Annotated in this window: 16 protein-coding genes; 6 read left to right on the top strand and 10 right to left on the bottom strand. The window is 70.5% G+C overall.

Features of this window, described 5'->3' with window-relative positions; genetic code table 11:
- The first annotated feature begins 240 nt into the window (after positions 1 to 240).
- The 3 genes from WMF19_RS00930 to WMF19_RS00920 all read left to right on the top strand — a co-directional run bounded on the left by WMF19_RS00930 (position 241) and on the right by WMF19_RS00920 (position 2,271).
- A complete protein-coding gene (locus tag WMF19_RS00930; protein WP_437897344.1) occupies positions 241 to 942 on the top strand; it encodes an alpha/beta hydrolase in 702 nt (233 codons plus the stop codon).
- Positions 943 to 1,142: 200 nt separating this feature from the next.
- Positions 1,143 to 1,550 (top strand): cupin domain-containing protein, encoded by a 408-nt coding sequence (locus WMF19_RS00925; RefSeq protein ID WP_437897343.1) that lies wholly within the window; start codon positions 1,143 to 1,145, stop codon positions 1,548 to 1,550.
- A 172-nt stretch (positions 1,551 to 1,722) separates the two neighbouring features.
- Positions 1,723 to 2,271: a hypothetical protein gene (locus tag WMF19_RS00920; RefSeq protein ID WP_437897342.1), complete on the top strand. Its 549-nt coding sequence runs from the start codon at positions 1,723 to 1,725 to the stop codon at positions 2,269 to 2,271.
- Positions 2,272 to 2,364: 93 nt separating this feature from the next.
- On the opposite strand, the gene WMF19_RS00915 is transcribed toward WMF19_RS00920, so the two are convergent.
- The 8 genes from WMF19_RS00915 to WMF19_RS00880 form a co-directional block, all read right to left on the bottom strand.
- Positions 2,365 to 3,684, bottom strand: coding sequence for a hypothetical protein (locus tag WMF19_RS00915; RefSeq protein WP_437897340.1), 1,320 nt, complete (start codon positions 3,682 to 3,684; stop codon positions 2,365 to 2,367).
- A complete protein-coding gene (locus WMF19_RS00910; RefSeq protein WP_272097229.1) occupies positions 3,684 to 4,322 on the bottom strand; it encodes a peroxiredoxin in 639 nt (212 codons plus the stop codon). The genes WMF19_RS00915 and WMF19_RS00910 overlap by 1 nt, the downstream gene beginning before the upstream one ends.
- Before the next feature lie 156 nt (positions 4,323 to 4,478).
- Positions 4,479 to 5,801, bottom strand: coding sequence for a S41 family peptidase (locus tag WMF19_RS00905; RefSeq protein ID WP_437897338.1), 1,323 nt, complete (start codon positions 5,799 to 5,801; stop codon positions 4,479 to 4,481).
- A gap of 368 nt (positions 5,802 to 6,169) precedes the next feature.
- Positions 6,170 to 7,522: an LLM class flavin-dependent oxidoreductase gene (locus WMF19_RS00900; RefSeq protein ID WP_437897337.1), complete on the bottom strand. Its 1,353-nt coding sequence runs from the start codon at positions 7,520 to 7,522 to the stop codon at positions 6,170 to 6,172.
- The gene (locus WMF19_RS00895) at positions 7,519 to 8,304 is read right to left on the bottom strand and encodes an ABC transporter ATP-binding protein (RefSeq protein WP_437897336.1); all 786 of its coding nucleotides are present in this window, start codon (positions 8,302 to 8,304) and stop codon (positions 7,519 to 7,521) included. The genes WMF19_RS00900 and WMF19_RS00895 overlap by 4 nt, the downstream gene beginning before the upstream one ends.
- Positions 8,280 to 9,188, bottom strand: coding sequence for an ABC transporter permease (locus WMF19_RS00890; RefSeq protein ID WP_437897335.1), 909 nt, complete (start codon positions 9,186 to 9,188; stop codon positions 8,280 to 8,282). Before WMF19_RS00890 ends, WMF19_RS00895 begins: the two co-directional genes overlap by 25 nt.
- A complete protein-coding gene (locus tag WMF19_RS00885) occupies positions 9,185 to 10,096 on the bottom strand; it encodes an ABC transporter substrate-binding protein (RefSeq protein WP_437897334.1) in 912 nt (303 codons plus the stop codon). The genes WMF19_RS00890 and WMF19_RS00885 overlap by 4 nt, the downstream gene beginning before the upstream one ends.
- Positions 10,097 to 10,645: 549 nt before the next feature.
- Positions 10,646 to 11,563, bottom strand: coding sequence for a LysR family transcriptional regulator (locus WMF19_RS00880; protein ID WP_437897333.1), 918 nt, complete (start codon positions 11,561 to 11,563; stop codon positions 10,646 to 10,648).
- 234 nt (positions 11,564 to 11,797) lie between these two features.
- On the opposite strand from WMF19_RS00880, the gene WMF19_RS00875 reads away from it, so the two are divergent.
- A complete protein-coding gene (locus WMF19_RS00875; protein WP_437897332.1) occupies positions 11,798 to 12,598 on the top strand; it encodes a dioxygenase family protein in 801 nt (266 codons plus the stop codon).
- Positions 12,599 to 12,619: 21 nt separating this feature from the next.
- Positions 12,620 to 13,276, top strand: coding sequence for a YceI family protein (locus tag WMF19_RS00870; RefSeq protein ID WP_437897331.1), 657 nt, complete (start codon positions 12,620 to 12,622; stop codon positions 13,274 to 13,276).
- Positions 13,277 to 13,639: 363 nt separating this feature from the next.
- On the opposite strand, the gene WMF19_RS00865 is transcribed toward WMF19_RS00870, so the two are convergent.
- Together WMF19_RS00865 and WMF19_RS00860 are read right to left on the bottom strand one after the other, a co-directional pair.
- The gene (locus tag WMF19_RS00865) at positions 13,640 to 14,038 is read right to left on the bottom strand and encodes a ClpX C4-type zinc finger protein (RefSeq protein ID WP_437897330.1); all 399 of its coding nucleotides are present in this window, start codon (positions 14,036 to 14,038) and stop codon (positions 13,640 to 13,642) included.
- A 156-nt stretch (positions 14,039 to 14,194) separates the two neighbouring features.
- Positions 14,195 to 14,929, bottom strand: coding sequence for a hypothetical protein (locus tag WMF19_RS00860; protein WP_437897329.1), 735 nt, complete (start codon positions 14,927 to 14,929; stop codon positions 14,195 to 14,197).
- A 256-nt stretch (positions 14,930 to 15,185) separates the two neighbouring features.
- Here WMF19_RS00860 and WMF19_RS00855 point away from each other — a divergent pair, with 256 nt between their 5' ends.
- The gene (locus WMF19_RS00855; RefSeq protein ID WP_437897328.1) at positions 15,186 to 16,448 is read left to right on the top strand and encodes an alpha/beta hydrolase family protein; all 1,263 of its coding nucleotides are present in this window, start codon (positions 15,186 to 15,188) and stop codon (positions 16,446 to 16,448) included.
- The last annotated feature ends 79 nt before the right edge of the window (positions 16,449 to 16,527 follow it).

Below are 16,527 nucleotides of genomic sequence, written 5' to 3'. Positions count from 1 at the left end.
ACTATTCGGAATGACGTTCCGATTAATGGTATACATCCATCCCGCGCCGCGGTCGAGGGCGCGCCTCGGGTGCGGCGCGGCGCCGCGGGATTCCCGCGGCATGGCGGGCTTCGGCGCGCGGGGGCCGGAGGAGGCGCTGGGGCAGCGGGCTCAGCGCTGGGCGCGACGCGCGCTGGTGTCGCTCGAGGGGGTCGGATAGCGTCCTTCGGTCCCGCCGTGAGCTGCGGAGGAGAGGAGCACATGCGGAAGATCTCATCGGTCGTACTCGTCCACGGCGCCTGGCACGGCCCGTCCTGCTGGTCCCAGGTCGCGTGCCGTCTGCTCGCCGGCGGGCTCGACGTCCGGGTGCCAGAGCTGCCGAGCGTCGGGCCCGCCGCCGGCGAGCCGGGGAGCCTCGCGGCGGACGCGGAGGCGGTGCGGGCGGCGCTGGCCGAGGCGCCAGGCGAGGCCGTCGTGGTCGCGCACTCCTACGGGGGATTGCCGGTCACGGAGGTGGCGGCCCGCGCGGGCAACGTCGCCCACCTCGTCTACCTGTGCGCGTTCATGCTCGGCCCGGGGGAATCCCTGCTCTCGGCGATCGGAGGCCAGGAGCCGCCGTGGTGGATCACCTCCACGGATGGCCGGACGATGATGCCCGACCGCGCGCGCGACATCTTCTACAACGACTGCAGCGACGAGGTCGCAGCCGCCGCGGCAACGGCGCTGCGGCCCCAGTCCAGGGCGTCCTTCACGGAGCCGCTGGGGGCCGCGGCCTGGCAGGAGCTGCCCTCCACGTACGTGATCTGCGAGCGCGACAACGCCATCCCGCTGTTCGCGCAGGAGGCGATGTCGCGGCGCGCGAGGGACGTGCGGCGCCTCGACGCGGGCCACTCTCCGTTCCTGTCGCAGCCGGACGAGCTGGTTGCGCTCGTGCGCGACATCGTCGCGGCCGCGGGCGGCTGAGCCGACGTCGGCGCGCGGCGCGACGACATCGGATCGGGGCGGCATCGCCCGCGTATGGCTCCCGGAACCCCATCGACATTTCTGATCGGTCAGCGAAACGGCGGCGGAGGGCTGCCGTATCCAGCGAGCAGGGCGGCCTGTCGCGACGGCCTGTCGCGATGGGCAGACCCGCGCCCGACGCTGCCGTGGAGGATCAAGCCATGACTGTCCTGAACATCGCCTCGATCGAGAAGCTCAGCCTGCCCGGGCTCGCCCACCAGACCCTCGCCGGCCCTCGCGACGGCCTCCGGACGCTCGAGGTGTGGATGCAGACCGTTGCGCCGGGCGCGCAAACTCCGCGTCACCGGCACGCATGTGAGGAGGTGATCGTCGTCCTCCGCGGCTCCGGGACATGCGAGATCGATGGAGTGGCGCTCACGTTCGGCCCGGGTTCGACGCTCATCGTACCGGCGGGCGTCCCGCACCAGATCGTGAACACGGGTGAGGAAGAGATGCACGTCGTCGCCGCGCTCGGCGCAGCGCCGGTCACCGTGGAGACGCCTGCCGGCGAACGCATCGAGCTGCCGTGGGATCAGCACCGCTTCGCTCGCAAAAAGTGCGAAGTCTGACATCGATGCCAGTAGGCTGAGCCAGGCCGCCTGTCGCTTTTTGGCGAGGTCGCCTTCGCGAGCAGCCGGGCGGGCGTGCAGCCTTGTTCTGCCCGGCCGCAGGACGCTGCCTGCACCGGAGCCACGTGCGGCGCCCTGGCTCGTGGCACACGGGTTGCCGTCTGGTGCTGGCATGAAACCGAACACGCTCTTCAAGGTCCTTGCGCTGATCGCTAGCTTCCCGTTCGCCGCCGGCTGCGCTCTCGGCTCCGAGGAGGAGCCGGCACCGGGGCAACAGTCGCTCGGCGCTTCGCCCGACGCCGAGGGGATCTGGCTCTCCACGAAATACTCCTTCGGGCTCTGCTCCGGCGAGTGCATCACGACGATCTCCCGCGACGGCGCCGAGCTCTCGCTCAAGGCCTGCACGCACAACCAGGGCTGTCCCCGCTCGAACCTGGCGACGCTGACGGACGAAGGCGCGCGAAAGCTCGACGAGATCGAGGATGCGCTCTCGGGCGTCGCCCTCGACGACCGCTACGGCTGCCCTGACTGCGCCGACGGCGGCGCAACGTCGGTGCACCTGCGCCGCGACGGTCTCGAGACGTCGCACCTCTACGGGTACGCCGAGGCGCCGGCGCCCCTTCTGGCGCTCGATCACCTGGTGGCCGACCTCCGGCTCGGCCTGGACTCCTGCACACCGGGACCGCTCCTGACGCTCTCGCTGGGGTGCACGCCCAAGTGAACGCGCTCGACCGGAGGCTCCGGGCCGGATCGTCCGGGTGAGACCGCCGCCGCCGGAGCCCCGCCCGGCCAGCGCCGCCCGCCGGAGCAGGCGCTACCCGTCGTCCGGCAGGTAGAGCTTCACGTCGTCGAACTCGGCGGTGCCCTCGTAATAGTTGATGTGCGGATCACCAAAGAAGAAGTGATCCGGGTAGGCCGACCCCGCCGGCCAGGTCTCGAAGGTCTCGCCGAAATCGACCGTCTCGTTGTGGCGCTCCGCCTCGATCTCGTCGGGGCGCTGGTTGTAGTGCCACGTCACCGGCGGCTCGCGGAAGTCCCTCCGCGCGGCGTACGTCGTGCTGCCGCCGTGGTGGAACCTGCCCGCCGCGGACATCGCATAGCCCCGGCCGTCCCGCTCGACGGTGAATACATAAGCCTCCCTCTCGAGGTACTTGTCCACGAAGATGGGGCCGTCCTTCCACCCGGCCGCGGTGTACGACGTGAACCCATTTCCGGTCCACGGGCTCCCGAACGCATCGCCGCGGAGCCAGATCATGCTCACATAGCGTGATCCATCCTGCTCGGCCCGGCCGGTCGAGGGGTTCCAGACCGCCGACCAGGGGCCGTCCTCTCCGAAGTTGCTGTCGGTGTCCATCACGACCTTCCGGTGGTGATGGATGAAGACGTTGTTGTGAGGGGCCGGCCGCGGATAATCGGTGATGCAGAGAAAGTAAACACCATTATCGAATGTCGCCGACCGCGGCGCGGTGCTGCGATCGCTGAACCGCCACGGGTCGGCCAGCTCGTCCCCGTCGTAGCCGTTGGTCTTGCCCCCGTGCGTCCAGCTGCCCTCGCGCAGGCCGCCGAAGTCGATGTTCGAGACCGTCACCTCCACGCGGTACCGCGCTGGCAGCGGCGCGGTAGAGCGGAGGATCGCGCCGTCGTAATGGCGGGTGGAGACGAGCCTCGCCTTGCCGCCCACCGCCTCGAAGCGGCCGCCCGTCTCGGGGACGCCATCGCGGTCGCTGTCGCGGCCATACAGCTCGACCGTGAGCCAGCCGCCCTCGCCGTACGTGAAGGACTTCCGGAACGATCGGAACCTCCGCAGCCCTTCCCGGAACACCTCGCCGCCCCGCGCGGAGAAGAACTCACCATCTTCGTCGAAGACGTCGACGTGATAGGGGCTCTCGTCGCCATACCGATCCTCGGTCCACGCCGCGGGCTCCTGGAACGGCGCATCGAAGGTCTCGTGGTGGACGAGCTTCCAGCCGGCGCCGGCGGCGCGCGCCGCCGGCTTCGGCCCGCCGCCGCTCGCCCCGAGCGCCTCCGGCGCGGGCGCGCGCGAACACGCCGCCGGCAGCACCAGGGCGAGCGCGGCGAGGCGCCGCGTGGACGCGTCGACGCCTCGCCGCGCTCGGGCGGCGCCACGCAGCATCAGCGGTTGGGCTGCGGGGTGAGGCGCAGGTACGGGCGGACGGCGTTGTAGCCCTTGGGGAACTTCTGCGCGAGGACCGCGGGGTCCTGGAGCGAGGGGACGATCACCACCTCATCGCCGTCCTTCCAGTTCGCGGGCGTCGCCACGGAGTGGCTGTCCGTGAGCTGGAGCGAGTCGATGAGGCGCAGGATCTCGTCGAAGTTGCGCCCCGTGCTCGCCGGGTACGTGAACGTCGCGCGGATCTTCTTGTTCGGATCGATGACGAACACCGAGCGCACCGTGAGCGTGTCGCTCGCCTGCGGGTGGATCATGCCGTAAAGGCCCGACACCTTCCGGTCCACGTCGGCGAGGATCGGGTAGTTCAGCTTCGTGCGCTGTGTCTCCTCGATATCCACGGACCAGCGCTTGTGCGAGTCGACGTCGTCGACGCTGAGCGCGATGGGCTTCACGCCGCGCTTGTCGAACTCCGCCTTGAGGTTGGCGACCGCGCCGAGCTCGGTCGTGCAGACCGGGGTGAAATCCTTCGGGTGCGAGAACAGGATCACCCACGAACTCCCGGCCCACTCGTGGAATCGGATGGTCCCGTGCGTGGACTCTTGCTCGAAATCAGGCGCGATGCTTCCGAGTTGCAGGCTCATGACATTCCCTCCTGGCCGCGGCCCAGTCTCCGCTATGGCGGAGGAATCTCCGTCAAGCCGCTCAGCGTGTCAAGCCGGGAGCGGCGGTGTTTCGCGCCGGGGCGCCGCCGGCGCGTTCGACCGCACCGCGCCGCGCTTGGCCGGCGCGGCCGCGCGTCAGAGCGCGCCGACCTCGCGCCGGAGGCCGCGCCACGGGATCTCCCGCGGCGGCGAGGCGCGGCGCTCGCCCGCCCCGTCCGGCTGCGCCGCGGTCGAGCACTCGCCGTGCTCCAGCAGGTGCAGGGCCTCGGCGAGGCACGTCTCGCCCGCGTCGCCGAGCTCTGCGCTGAGCGTGTCGTCGGCGGCGCAGTCGGGGGGGAAGCCATCGTAGAAGTCGCCCTCTTCCTTCGCGTTGAGCACCCGGAACGCGATCGGGTGCACGACCATGTCGCAGTTGTCCCAGCCGTACATTCCGACGGGTTTGCCGTGCGTGGTCGAGCCGACGATCTTCACGTCCATGTAGGCGCGCAGGCTGTTGATCAGCGTCTCGCTCGCGGAGGCCGTCCCGCCGGACGTGATGACGACCAGCCGGGACAGGGGGAGCGGCGGCTGGTCGAGGTCCTCGAACGTCTCCCGCTTGTCCCAGTCGACGTGCCTGTCGTTGTGCGCGGTGATGTCGAGCAGCGCGCCGGCCTCCGCCGGCCGGTGGATCAGGCTCGCGAGGTGCCTCTCGACGGAGAGGCGCCCACCTCCGTTGTAGCGCAGGTCGAGCACGAGCTCGTCGACCTGGCTCTCCCTGAACAGCGCGAAGGCGCTGTCGAGCTCGCTCACCGAAGGCTCGATGAAGGTGGTGAGCATGAGATATCCGACGGTCGCGGACCCTGCCTGCACGACACGCGGGCTCACGACCGTGGTGATGCCATACCACGCTTTCTGGAGCGCGACCGTGAAGGGCTCGGCGTCCGCGCGCTCGATCGTGAGCGACATCTCGTATCCTTCCTCGTCGGGGCCTGCGAGCTCCTCCCAGAGGTCGTCGCTCACGACCTGCTCGACGTCGATCCCGTTGATCGCCACCACCGCGTCGCCCCGCCGGAGGCCGGCCTCTCCGGCAGGCGAGCCCGGCTGGATCATCGCGAGCCGGAGGCTGTTCTCCTGGTCGAAGCTCCACCGCATGCCGAACCCGAGGGTCTGTCCTTCCCGGAAAAACGCGTCGTCGACGCTCTTGCTCGAGATGTAGCTCCAGCGGTCTCGCGGCTCGGTGACGAGATCCACGAGCAGCGCCTCGGGCGAGGGGTACGCCCGGTAGTCCACGTCGGGTACGGTGTCGTACCAGAGATAGGCGTCCTTCATCAGCTCGAACAGGAACTGGTTCTGTCCCTGCGGTGAGCAGTCTGCCTTTTGCTCCGGATCACCGTCCGAGGCGGTACAGCCTCCCATCGCGGCGGCGGCCAGCGCGAGGGTGCATGTGGAGAGGACCGCGACGAGCTTCGAGGCGACCATGCGTCTCAGCACACCACGAAACGGAAAGGGCGAGCAACGGGGTTGGGTTGGCGGTTCGACCCGACCGGGGTTGGGTTAGCCGGCATCCCCGATCCCCGACCGGGGTTGAGCTCAGCGTAATCCACCTCACTACGCCACCGACCAGATCCCGACCGGGGTTGAGGTTCAGATCCGGACTGGGGTTGAGGTTCAGCCGCTCTCCGACCGGGGTTGCGGCTCAACCACCAACGTAATTCATCTCACTTAGCCGCCGACCAGATCCCGACCGGGGTTGAGGTTCGCCCGCTCCCTGAGCGGAATTGTGGCTCACCGGGGTTGCAGCTCCCCCAGCTCACCCCAACCGTGGTTGAGGCCAAATGCAATCCATCTCACTCTGCCGCCGCGACCAGATCCCGACCGGGGTTGAGGTTGGCCGGCCTCGGCAGCCCATAGTTGTCCCGCAACGTCTGCCCCGCATATTCCGTCCGGAACAGCCCGCGCTTTTGCAGGATCGGGACCACGTGCTCGACGAACGCCTCGAGCCCGGACGGCAACACCGGCGGCATCACGTTGAAGCCGTCGGCCGCCCCCTGCTCCCACCAGTGCTGGATCGCGTCCGCCACCTGCTCGGGCGCGCCGGCGAACGTCCGGTGGCCGCGGCCGCCGCCCAGCCGCCCGATGAGCTGGCGCACCGTCAGCCGCTCCCGCCGCGCCAGGCTCACGATCAGCGTGTAACGGCTTTTCGCCCCCTCGATCTGATCCTCGCTCGGAAGATCCCGCGGCAGCTCCGCGTCGAGGTCGAGATCCTCCGGCTTCACCCGCAGCGTCTGCGCGAGCTGGCGCTTGGCGTACTCCGGCTTGATGAGCCGATCGAGCTCGGCGTCGAGCGCGTGCGCCTCCGCCTCGGTGGCGCCGATGACCGGCACGATCCCCGGCAAGATCTTGATCGACCCCGGATCGCGCCCCAGCGCGCGCGCACGCCCCTTCAGATCGACATAGAACCGCTGCGCGTCCTCCAGCGTCTGCTGCGCCGTGAACACCGCCTCCGCGTAACGCGCCGCCAGCTCCTTGCCGTCATCCGAAGAGCCGGCCTGCACGAGCAGCGGATACCCCTGCGGCGACCGCGGCACGTTGAGCGCCCCCTCGACCTTGAAGTACCGCCCAACATGCCGCGGCGGATAGATCTTGCGGTCATCACCCCAGACGCCGTTCTCCTTGTCGCCGAGCGGCGCGTCGTCACCCCAGCTGTCCCACAGCTTCAGCGACACATCGATGAACTCCGCCGCCCGTGCGTACCGGTCGCTGTGCGCCGGCAGCTCGTCCAGGTTGAAGTTGCGCGCCGCGTCCACGCCCGCCGTCGTGACGATGTTCCAGCCCGCCCGACCCCCGCTGAGGTGGTCCAGCGAGGCGAACCTCCGGGCCAGGTTGAACGGCTCGTTGTACGTCGTCGAGGCGGTCGCGATCAGCCCGATGTGCTCGGTCACCCCGGCGAGCGCCGCGAGGAGCACCGTCGGCTCGAGCGTCCCGGCCGGCCTCCGGCCCACGTTGTTCCACAGCACCGGGCTGTCGGCGAGGAACACCGAGTCGAGCTTCCCCCGCTCCGCGATGCGGGCCAGGTTCTTGAAGTGCGCGACGCTCGTGTTCGCGAACGGATCGCTCTCCGGCAAGCGCCACGAGGCCTCGTGGTGGCCGACGCTCATGAGAAACGCGTTGAGATGCAGCTGTCCGGGTCGTTGGGTCACGGGGAACTCCGTTCCAGTTCAGGGTTCGAGTCAGGATCTCCGGCAGCGGCGCCCGGCGCGACGCCCAGCGCCGAGAGCAGCGACTCGCGGTGGGCGAGGAACCGCGGATCGCGCAGCGGGCGCGGCGCCGGCAGATCGATCCGCCGCTCCTCGGCGATGCGGCCGCCTTCGAGCACCAGCACCCGATCGGCGAGCGCGATCGCCTCGTCGACGTCGTGGGTGACCAGCAGCACGGCCGGCCGGTGCCGCGCGCACAGCTCGCGCAGGAGGTCGTGCATGCGCCCGCGGGTCAGCGCGTCGAGCGCGCCGAACGGCTCGTCGGCCAGCACGAGCTCCGGATCGCGCACCAGCGACCGCGCCAGCGCCACCCGCTGCTGCTCGCCGCCGGACAGCTCGACCGGCCACGCGCGCTCCCGCCCGGCGAGCCCCACCTCCGCGAGCGCGTCCAGGCCGCGCTCCCGGGCCTGCGGCACATCGAGCCCCAGGATCACGTTGTCGAGCACCCGCGCCCACGGCAGGAGCCGCGTGTCCTGGAACACGACCGCCCGGTTGTCCGGCACGTGCAGCTCGCCCGAGCCAGTCACCTCGTCGTCCAGCTCGGCGATCGCCCGCAGCAGCGTGCTCTTGCCCGATCCGCTGCGGCCGAGCAGCGCCACGAACTCGCCCCGCTCGATCGTGAGGTCGATCCCGTCGAGCACCACGCGGGCGCCGAAGCGGCGGACCAGGCCGCGGATCCGCACCGTGGGCGGTGCCGCCGTCAGCCGGCCAGGATGCGGCGCCATGACAGGGCCTTTCGCTCGATGAGCCGCACGGCCGAGTCGGAGGCCAGGCCGAACAGCCCGTACACGACGAGGCCGAGGAGGATGATCTCCGTCTGCCCGTACGAGCGCGCCAGCGACATCATGTAGCCGATGCCGCTCGTGGCGTTGATCTGCTCGACAACGACGAGCGCCAGCCACGCGCCGGTCACCGCCAGCCGGAGGCCCATCAGAAAGCCCGGCAGCGCCCCCGGCAACGCCACCTTCCGGATGAACTGCCACCTCGTCAGGCGGACCGTCTCGGCCAGCTCCACGTAGCGCGCGTCGATGGTGCGCAGCGCCGCGTGGGTGTGGACGTAGACAGGGATGACGACGCCCAGGGCGATGGTGAGCACCTTCATCTGCTCGCCGATGCCGAACCAGAGGATCAGCAGCGGGATGAGCGCCAGCGTCGGGATCGCGCGCTTGATCTGCACCGGCCCGTCGACCAGCGCCTCGCCGACGCGCGTCAGCCCGGCGAGGAGCGCCAGCACCGTGCCCAGGCCGGCCCCGAGCGCGAGCCCCAGGAAGGCCCGCTGCGCCGACGTGAGCAGGTTGGACTGGAGCCGCCCGTCCGCGATCAGCTCATGGGCCGTGGTCACCACGGTCCACGGCGCGGAGAGCACGCGCGCGTCGAGCGCGCCCGTCGCCGAGGCGGCGGTCCAGAGCGCGAGCAGCAGCGCCGGGCCGAGCGCGAGGCCGTACGGGATGCGCCGCCCCGGGCCCAGGCGGCGCCGCAAGCGGCGACCGGACAGGCGGCGACCGGTCGGTGCGCCGGACGGCGGCGCGGAGACGTCCGCGGTCGCGGTGAGATCCGGGAAGCTGGCGAGGCGCGGCGAGGCGGCGCTCGTGGGCAGTGCGGTCGTCATGGAGTGCTCCTGTCGGCCGTCGCCGGCCTGTCCGTCGGTCCGGCGCCCTCGGCGGCGCCGGCCACCTCCGCTCCGATCGTCTGGAATCGGAGGTCGAAGATCGTCCTGGCCTCGAACCGCTTCTGGCCGGAGGCCTCGGCGAGCAGGTCGGCTGTCTCCTGCGTCAGCGCGATCGCCTCCGACCAGTCGCCCGGGTACTGCGGGTTGCCCGCGGCCTCGATGAGGAAGCGCCCTTCCCTGGCCGAGAGGCCCTGGTCCTTGACGTAGTACGCCTCGGTCCACGCCTCCGGGTGCGCATAGGCCCAGAGCTGGGCCTTGGCCCGCCACCTGGCGTAGTCGACCAGGGCGGCCGCCTTGTGAGCGTCCTTGAGCGCCTCGGCGCGCACGTAAAGGAAGCCGAGGTTGTCGCGGACGCCGTGCGTGATCGACGAGGCGCCCTCGGCGCGGTACTCGTTGAGATAACGCAGCAGGGTGACGCCGGACAGCGGCGCGACGTCGACCTGGCGGCTGGTGAGCGCCTCCTTGAACTCGGTGCTCGCGAGCTGGACGAGCGTGACGTCCTTCTGCGACAGCCCGACCTTCTTCAGCACGCGCAGCACGAGCGCGCCCTGGGCCTGCCCCGGCGAATAGGCGATCTTCTTACCGCGGAGATCGTCAATGGACGCGACCCGCGCGCCCGGCGCGGTGGCCAGCTCGTAGATGGGCTTCTCCCTGACCTGCACGGTGACGATCTTCACGTCGAGCCCGGTGAACGTGGCGTGGATGGGCGGCGTATCGCCGACCGCGCCCGCGTCGAGCACGCCGGCGCGGAACGCCTCGACGGTCTGCGGTCCTCCGCTGATGTTCTGCCAGTCGACGTGGAACGGGAGCTTGTCGATGTCGCCGGAGAGCTGGAGTTGCTTCTGCACCGTCGGATCACCGATGCTGAGCCGCGTCTCGCGCGGGATCTCGGCCGGGATCGGGGCGTCCGGGGCGAGCGTGGCAGCGGCGCTCGCCTGGCCGTCGCGCTTGCACCCGGACGACGCGATCAGCGCAGAGAGCGCCGCGAACGTCGCGAGTGAGCGAATCCTGTCGATGAACGAGCGCAGATGGACCTCGGTGCGCGGCTGGAAGCGGTGCCGTTTCGCTGCTGCCCAGGCGCCGCCCCGCCCGCCGCCCAGCCGGCGGCGGAGAGGAGCGCTCAGGAGACCCCGGGATGGGCCTCACCGAGCCGATGGCTCGCGGTCCGTCCTCGGGAGCGTCTCGCCATGACCAGCAACGCCCATGCCGCCGCGCCGCGCGCCCGGGGACGGCGCGGTCCAGCGGCCCGCGCCCGCCGTCGCGCGGCGCCCGCCGGCGGCGGGACGGTCGGGCCGCCACCGCGCTGCTTCCCCAGCAACAGCCGGTGGTGATCCGCTGCTCCGGCGCGAGCACGGCCGGCTCCCTCCGGCGGGAGCGAGCGCGGCGGGGGCGGCCCGCTACCGCGCGGCGGCGGCCTCGCGCCGCCCCTGGACGCCGAACGCGTCGAGCAGGTAGTCGCGGAAGGCGCGGATCTTGGACGGCAGGAAGCGCGTCCCCGGGTGAACGAGGTACAGGGAGGCGGCGCCGTGGATCGCGTAGTCCTTGAGCACCGGCACGAGCCGCTTCGCGTCGAGGTCGCCCCGCACGTTGATCGCGGGGACCAGCGCGATCCCGCCCCCGGCCAGCGCGACCTCGCGGCAGAAGGAGAAATCGGAGGCCGAGATCGCCGCGCGCACCCGCAGCTCCGCGCGCTCGCGGCCTTCGCGCGCCGAGAGCGCGATCGTCGCGTGCCCGCGCGCGGTCTGGGCGAGCAGCAGCCGGTGCCCCGAGAGGTCCTCGGGCCGGCGCACCGCCCCGTGCTTGCGGAGGTAGGAAGGCGCCGCGAACAGGCCGACCTCGATGTGCTGCAGCTTGTGGGCGATGAGCGACGAGTCCGGGAGGCTCGCGGTCGCGCGCAGGGCCACGTCGACCTGGTGGGCGTCGAAGTCGAGGAGCGCCTCGGTGAGCAGCAGCTCCAGCGAGATCTCGGGGAAGCGCTCGGCGAAGCCGGCCGAGAGCGGCGCCAGGATGCTCAGCCCGAGATCGAACGGCGCCGTCACCCGCAGGTGCCCGCGCGGCCTCGAGCGCGCCTGCTGCACCGCCACGTTCGCGTCCTCCAGCAGCTCGAGCGCCCGCCCGACGCGCATCCGGTAGGCGACGCCGTCCTCGGTCGCCTGCACGAGCCGCGGGCTGCGGCGGAGCAGCTCCACCCCGAGCGCGTGCTCCAGGCGCGTGATGCGGCGGCTGACGCTGCCCTTCGTCTCGCCCAGCGTCTTCGCGGCCGCCGTGATCGACCCGAGGTCGACCACCAGGCAGAAGGCCCGCAAATCGCTCACATTCGCGTCGATCGTTTCCGTTTTGGCAACCTGGCGTTTCATTGCAGGGTCATTGTACCACTCCTGGAAACGACCTAGGGTGAGCGCACCATGGATCGCCGGGCTGCATTGAGGCTCCTCCTTGCCGCGGGCGGGGCCGTACCGATCGCCGGCGCGTGCGGGCGCTCGACGTCGACAGCGCCCGGCCCGGCTCCGGCGTCGAGCTCCACGTCCACCGCGGCCGAGAGAGGTTCGATGTCCGACACCGAGCACAAGGCGCGCGAGGGGCGCATGCCGGCCCTGTTCCTCGCGCACGGCTCTCCCTTCCTGCTCGACGATCGCGCGTGGGTCGCCGAGCTCGCCGCCTGGGCGCAGGCGGTGCCGCGCCCCACGGCGATCCTCATGATCTCGGCGCACTGGGTGGACGCGCCGGTCACGCTCGGCGCCACCGAGACCGTGCCCCTCGTCTACGACTTCTACAACTTCCCCGAGAAGTACTATCGGGTGGAGTACCCCGCGCCCGGCGCCCCCGCGCTCGCGCGGCGCGTCCGGGAGCTGCTCGGCCCGCTGGGGCCGGTCGCCGAGGCTCCTCGCCGCGGGCTCGATCACGGCGCCTATGTGCCGCTCGTCTGCATGTACCCGGGCGCGGATGTCCCGGTGCTCCAGATCTCTTTGCCGACGCTCTCTCCAGCTCCGCTCCTCGAGATGGGGAGAGCGCTCGCCCCGCTCCGCGACGAGGGGGTGTTGATCGTCGGCAGCGGTTTCTTGACCCATAACCTCCGCGCGGCAGACTGGCGCGGAGATGCGGTCGCGCAGCCCTGGGCCACGGAGTTCGACGCATGGTGCGCCGAGGTCCTCTCGCGCCGCGACGTGGGCGCGCTCGTCGAGTACCGCGCCCGCGCGCCGGGAGTGCGGATGGCGCTCCCGACCCACGAGCATTTCGTGCCGGTCGTCGCCGCCATGGGGGCGTCGATCGACGTGAGCGAGCCTGTGCAGTTCCCCATCACGGGGCTCACCTATGGCTCGTTCACGAGACGTTCTGTGCAGTTTGGCTGACAGATAAGGAGATTGTCTCTCATGTTCACCGCTCGTTTCGCTCGCATCGCCCTCCCCGCCGCGCTCTTGCTCTCGCTCGCGGGGTGCGAAGATCCGACCAAGGACAAGCCCAAGGCGACCATCTCGACCGCCGCGCCCGCGCAGACCCAGGCCGCCGCGCCCTCGGGCCCCGCCGAGACGCTGCCCATCGACGCGGCCGCCTCGACCATCGGCTTCGTCGGCTCGAAGGTCACGGGCAAACACGAGGGCAAATTCGAGAAGATCTCGGGCTCGATCACGCTCGCCGGCGGCAAGGCCGCGGGCGGCAAGCTCGCCATCGAGGCCGACGCGTCGTCGGTGAAGACCGACGCCGAGAAGCTCGACGGCCACCTCAAGTCGCCGGACTTCTTCGACGTCGAGAAGTACCCGAAGGCCACGTTCACCTCGACCGAGATCAAGGCCGGCGGCGAGAACGGCGCGACGCACACCGTCACCGGCGAGCTCGATCTGCACGGCGTGAAGAAGACCATCACCTTCCCCGCGACCATCACCGAGGGCGCCGACGCCGTCTCGGGCAGCGCCGAGTTCGTGATCAACCGCAAGGATTTCGGCATCGTCTATCCGGGCAAGCAGGACGATCTGATCCGCGACGATGTGCTGCTGAAGCTCTCGCTCAAGGCGCCCCGCAAGCAGGGCTGAGCGCGGGCCGAACACCGGGCGCGCCGCCCGTGGACGCCGCGCCCCGGATTGACGCCGCACTCCGAAGACGCAGGTGCCATGGCGGCGCATCGGCATGCGAGACGCCGAGGCATGATAGGGTGCCCCTCCGACCATCAGCGACTTGAGAAGGCTGAGCCAGGGATCGCGCCCGCGGCTGAGCAGGATCGCGGGCGTTGAATACATCCCGCCGAAAAGGATTCCGAGGAAGGGCACGGCCAGGCACAGGAGGAGCGCTTCTCGCGTGCGATGGCCAGGAGTCGGGGGCTCATCGGCCAGGCAACGTCAACGATGCACGGCGATCAGCTATTCCGAGTCCTCGGCGCACAGTTCTGGCGGATCGGTTCACCGAGGTTCCTCGCGGATGATCTCCATGCAGAGACGCACGCAGGGACTGCAGATGTTGATCCGGCCGCCCCCTAACAGCGCGGGCACATCGACCAGCGAACGCTTGCAGAACGAGCACGCAAGGTGCGGGTCCCGATAGCTGAGCCCGGTCCGCGTCTTGCTCGGCTCGCCGTCCTCCCAGAATCGCCACCAAGGGCGCCATCCGATGACGTTACGGCGGCGAAGACGGCGGGCACATTCGTGAACGCAAGCGCTGCAAATGCTGACATCAGCGGCGGCGATGAGGCGCTCGAGAACGGCCACCCCGCGTCGACAGAACGAGCACGGAGAACGCGCCTCAGCGACGCCGTCGCCGGCTGCCGCTCTGTCCGATAGTTCAATCCAGATACCCGGCATATCGACAAGCTCTCATCACCCCTCGATCTGTAGGCTGCCATCCCAGGGCCACAGATCATCGTGCGGTTCCATCGTGAAGAGGAAACAGCGGCTGGTGAGCAGCTTGACGCGCTCCTCCCGCGTCAGTCGATCGTCATCTCCGATGCATCAACAGCGTCACATCAGCTCCTGTTCTCGCGGGCGAAACACTTCGTCCATGCGGGCCTGGACCAGCCTCTTCGCGTCGTCACGAAGCGGCTCACCATGGGCACTGATGAGATGGTGAAATGGCAGGTCGGCGAGGCGGCGAAAATCTGAAATATCGGGGGCGCACGCCTCTCGCCAGGTCGCGGGGATGTTCGCCACGCCGATCAACCCTTGGGCGACGAACAGCGCGCCCGTTTCTTCGGAGAAGAACGGATCGACGTGTGACCAGTTCTGGACGGCATCACAGGTAATGAGGATTCCGCCCTCCCGCGGGAGCAAGACGGCCGCTTCCGGGAACCGCGCCGTCGTGAACACGAACACGATGCCTCCGTGAACCGGGAACGGGCCCCCGGCTGCGAGGGCTCGGTCGGCAGGTCGGCCGTCGGCCGCCACGGCCTCGGGAAGCGCCCACAGGGTGGCGCCATAGCGGTCACGATAGAAGGGATCGTCTCGACCGTGGAACGCACCGAGCCGCACGATGTGGCGGACTTGGCCCAGGGCGTCGAGCTGGCGCAGCCCTTCCTCGGTCAGGCGCACGGTATTCACGAGCGTGAGCTCTCGGTTCTGTCGGAGCACGGTCATCGTGCGGCTCGTCTGGAGATCGATCCCGGCGTGGTGGGTCCTGTTCGTACCCACGACGTAAAAGACCTCTGGAAATGCTTCCTGAACCTCGCCATGGGGCCATGCGGGGCTGTGCTCGAACATCTGGAATGTCTCCACACGGTCGCGGCGTCGCGGCTCCTCAAGTAAGAGTAGCCCCGCCTCGTACCGCCGTCGCGGGTCTGCCGGATGCGCCGCCCACTCGTCGCGGCCACGCCTCCTGAACTGCCCGCATGGTGCCGATACTACAGGGGTCTGCGGCTTCTGTCAGGCCGACGTTCGCGTCTGCCGAGCGCACTCGAACGCGCCGCGATCGTGCTCGCCGCGCCGGTCTCGGCTAGGGCGTGAGAACGATGCGCGCATGCTCAACAGCGACGTCGCTCGACACGCCCTCTGCCTGCTCGCAGCCTTCTCCGCCTCCACGCTCGTCGCCGGCTGCGCCGATGACGAGGCCTTGCCGCCCCACGAAGGCGATCCGGTGTGCACCGGCTGGGGCGACGAGGCGCCCGCCGACGGCGTCCTCGAGCTGCCCCGCCCGACCGGCCCGCACCCGGTCGGCACGCAGATCCGCGCCCTCACCGACAGCGCGCGTGGAGAAGAGGCGACGGAGGATCCCGACGACCGCCGCGAGCTCGTGGTGCAGCTCTTCTACCCGGCCGATCCTTGCGGCACAGGGCAGCTCGCGCCGTACCTGTCGCCGGAGGAAGGCGACAGCCGCCGTACGACCGGCGGCCTCCCGATCGAGGACGGCTTCGAGGCGAGCATCCTCACGCACGCGCGCGTGGGCGTGCCGCTCGCCGAAGACGGCGCGCCGCACCCGGTGCTCCTCTTCTCGCACGGGTTCGGGATGCTCCGCGCCGACTACACGAGCCTGCTCGAGGACCTGGCGAGCCACGGCTTCGTGGTGGCCGCCATCAGCCACACCTACGACACCGAGCTCACGGTGTTCCCCGACGGCCGCGCGGTGCCCTTCGGCTCGGTCGTCCTGACGCCGGCGATGGACGCGTCGGAGGAGGAGATCGAGGCCTTTTCTCAGGCGATGAACGAGCACGTCGCTGTCTGGGTCGACGACGCGCGCTTCGTGCTCGACGAGCTCACGGCCGCCGCGCAGGACGACCCGGGCGGCCTGCTCACGGGCCGGCTCGACCTCGAGCGGGTCGGCGTGCTCGGCCACTCCTACGGCGGCGCGATGGCCGCCGAGGCGTGCGCCCGCGACGACCGCTTCGACGCCGGCCTCGACATCGACGGCAGCCTCTTCGGGCCGCAGAACGGCGCCGGCGGCAGGAGCCTCGCGCAGCCCTTCTTCATCATGCTCGCGGCGGACCACCCCGACGATGCGAGCATCGACGAGACCTACGGCGCGCTGAACGGGCAAGCCTACCGGGCGCGGGTCGAAGACACCGCCCACCTCACGTTCTCGGACCTGCCGCTCGTCGTCGAGCACTTCCTTGGCGAGGGCGTCGTCCCGGAGCTGCTCGGCACGCTCGATCCGGCCCGCGCGGTCGAGATCACGAACGCGTACACGCGCGCCTTCGTCCAGGCGCACGTGCGCGGCGACGCGGCCCCGCTGCTCGACGGCCCCTCGCCGGAGTACCCGGAGGTGACCTTCGAGAAGCGGCCCTGACGCCCTGCGAGCCCGCTGAGCCCGCCCGTCCACGCGCCGCGCCCGCCCATCCACGCGCCGCGCCCGCCGGCCCCGCGCC

It is taken from the genome of Sorangium sp. So ce124 (assembly GCF_051525235.1).
In the GTDB taxonomy this organism is placed as follows: Bacteria; Myxococcota_A; Polyangia; order Polyangiales; family Polyangiaceae; genus Sorangium; species Sorangium atrum.
Note: the sequence above shows the minus strand (reverse complement) of the source record. Positions and strands in the feature narration are given on the sequence as shown.

What these genes read in the sequence shown, in the direction of transcription:
- WMF19_RS00855 (WP_437897328.1), top strand. Translation starts at nt 15,186, where the DNA reads ATGCTCAACAGCGACGTCGCTCGACACGCCCTCTGCCTGCTCGCAGCC.
- WMF19_RS00915 (WP_437897340.1), bottom strand. Translation starts at nt 3,684, where the DNA reads ATGCTGCGTGGCGCCGCCCGAGCGCGGCGAGGCGTCGACGCGTCCACG.
- WMF19_RS00930 (WP_437897344.1), top strand. Translation starts at nt 241, where the DNA reads ATGCGGAAGATCTCATCGGTCGTACTCGTCCACGGCGCCTGGCACGGC.
- WMF19_RS00875 (WP_437897332.1), top strand. Translation starts at nt 11,798, where the DNA reads ATGTCCGACACCGAGCACAAGGCGCGCGAGGGGCGCATGCCGGCCCTG.
- WMF19_RS00865 (WP_437897330.1), bottom strand. Translation starts at nt 14,038, where the DNA reads ATGCCGGGTATCTGGATTGAACTATCGGACAGAGCGGCAGCCGGCGAC.
- WMF19_RS00895 (WP_437897336.1), bottom strand. Translation starts at nt 8,304, where the DNA reads ATGGCGCCGCATCCTGGCCGGCTGACGGCGGCACCGCCCACGGTGCGG.
- WMF19_RS00860 (WP_437897329.1), bottom strand. Translation starts at nt 14,929, where the DNA reads ATGTTCGAGCACAGCCCCGCATGGCCCCATGGCGAGGTTCAGGAAGCA.
- WMF19_RS00920 (WP_437897342.1), top strand. Translation starts at nt 1,723, where the DNA reads ATGAAACCGAACACGCTCTTCAAGGTCCTTGCGCTGATCGCTAGCTTC.
- WMF19_RS00870 (WP_437897331.1), top strand. Translation starts at nt 12,620, where the DNA reads ATGTTCACCGCTCGTTTCGCTCGCATCGCCCTCCCCGCCGCGCTCTTG.
- WMF19_RS00925 (WP_437897343.1), top strand. Translation starts at nt 1,143, where the DNA reads ATGACTGTCCTGAACATCGCCTCGATCGAGAAGCTCAGCCTGCCCGGG.
- WMF19_RS00905 (WP_437897338.1), bottom strand. Translation starts at nt 5,801, where the DNA reads ATGGTCGCCTCGAAGCTCGTCGCGGTCCTCTCCACATGCACCCTCGCG.
- WMF19_RS00910 (WP_272097229.1), bottom strand. Translation starts at nt 4,322, where the DNA reads ATGAGCCTGCAACTCGGAAGCATCGCGCCTGATTTCGAGCAAGAGTCC.
- WMF19_RS00890 (WP_437897335.1), bottom strand. Translation starts at nt 9,188, where the DNA reads ATGACGACCGCACTGCCCACGAGCGCCGCCTCGCCGCGCCTCGCCAGC.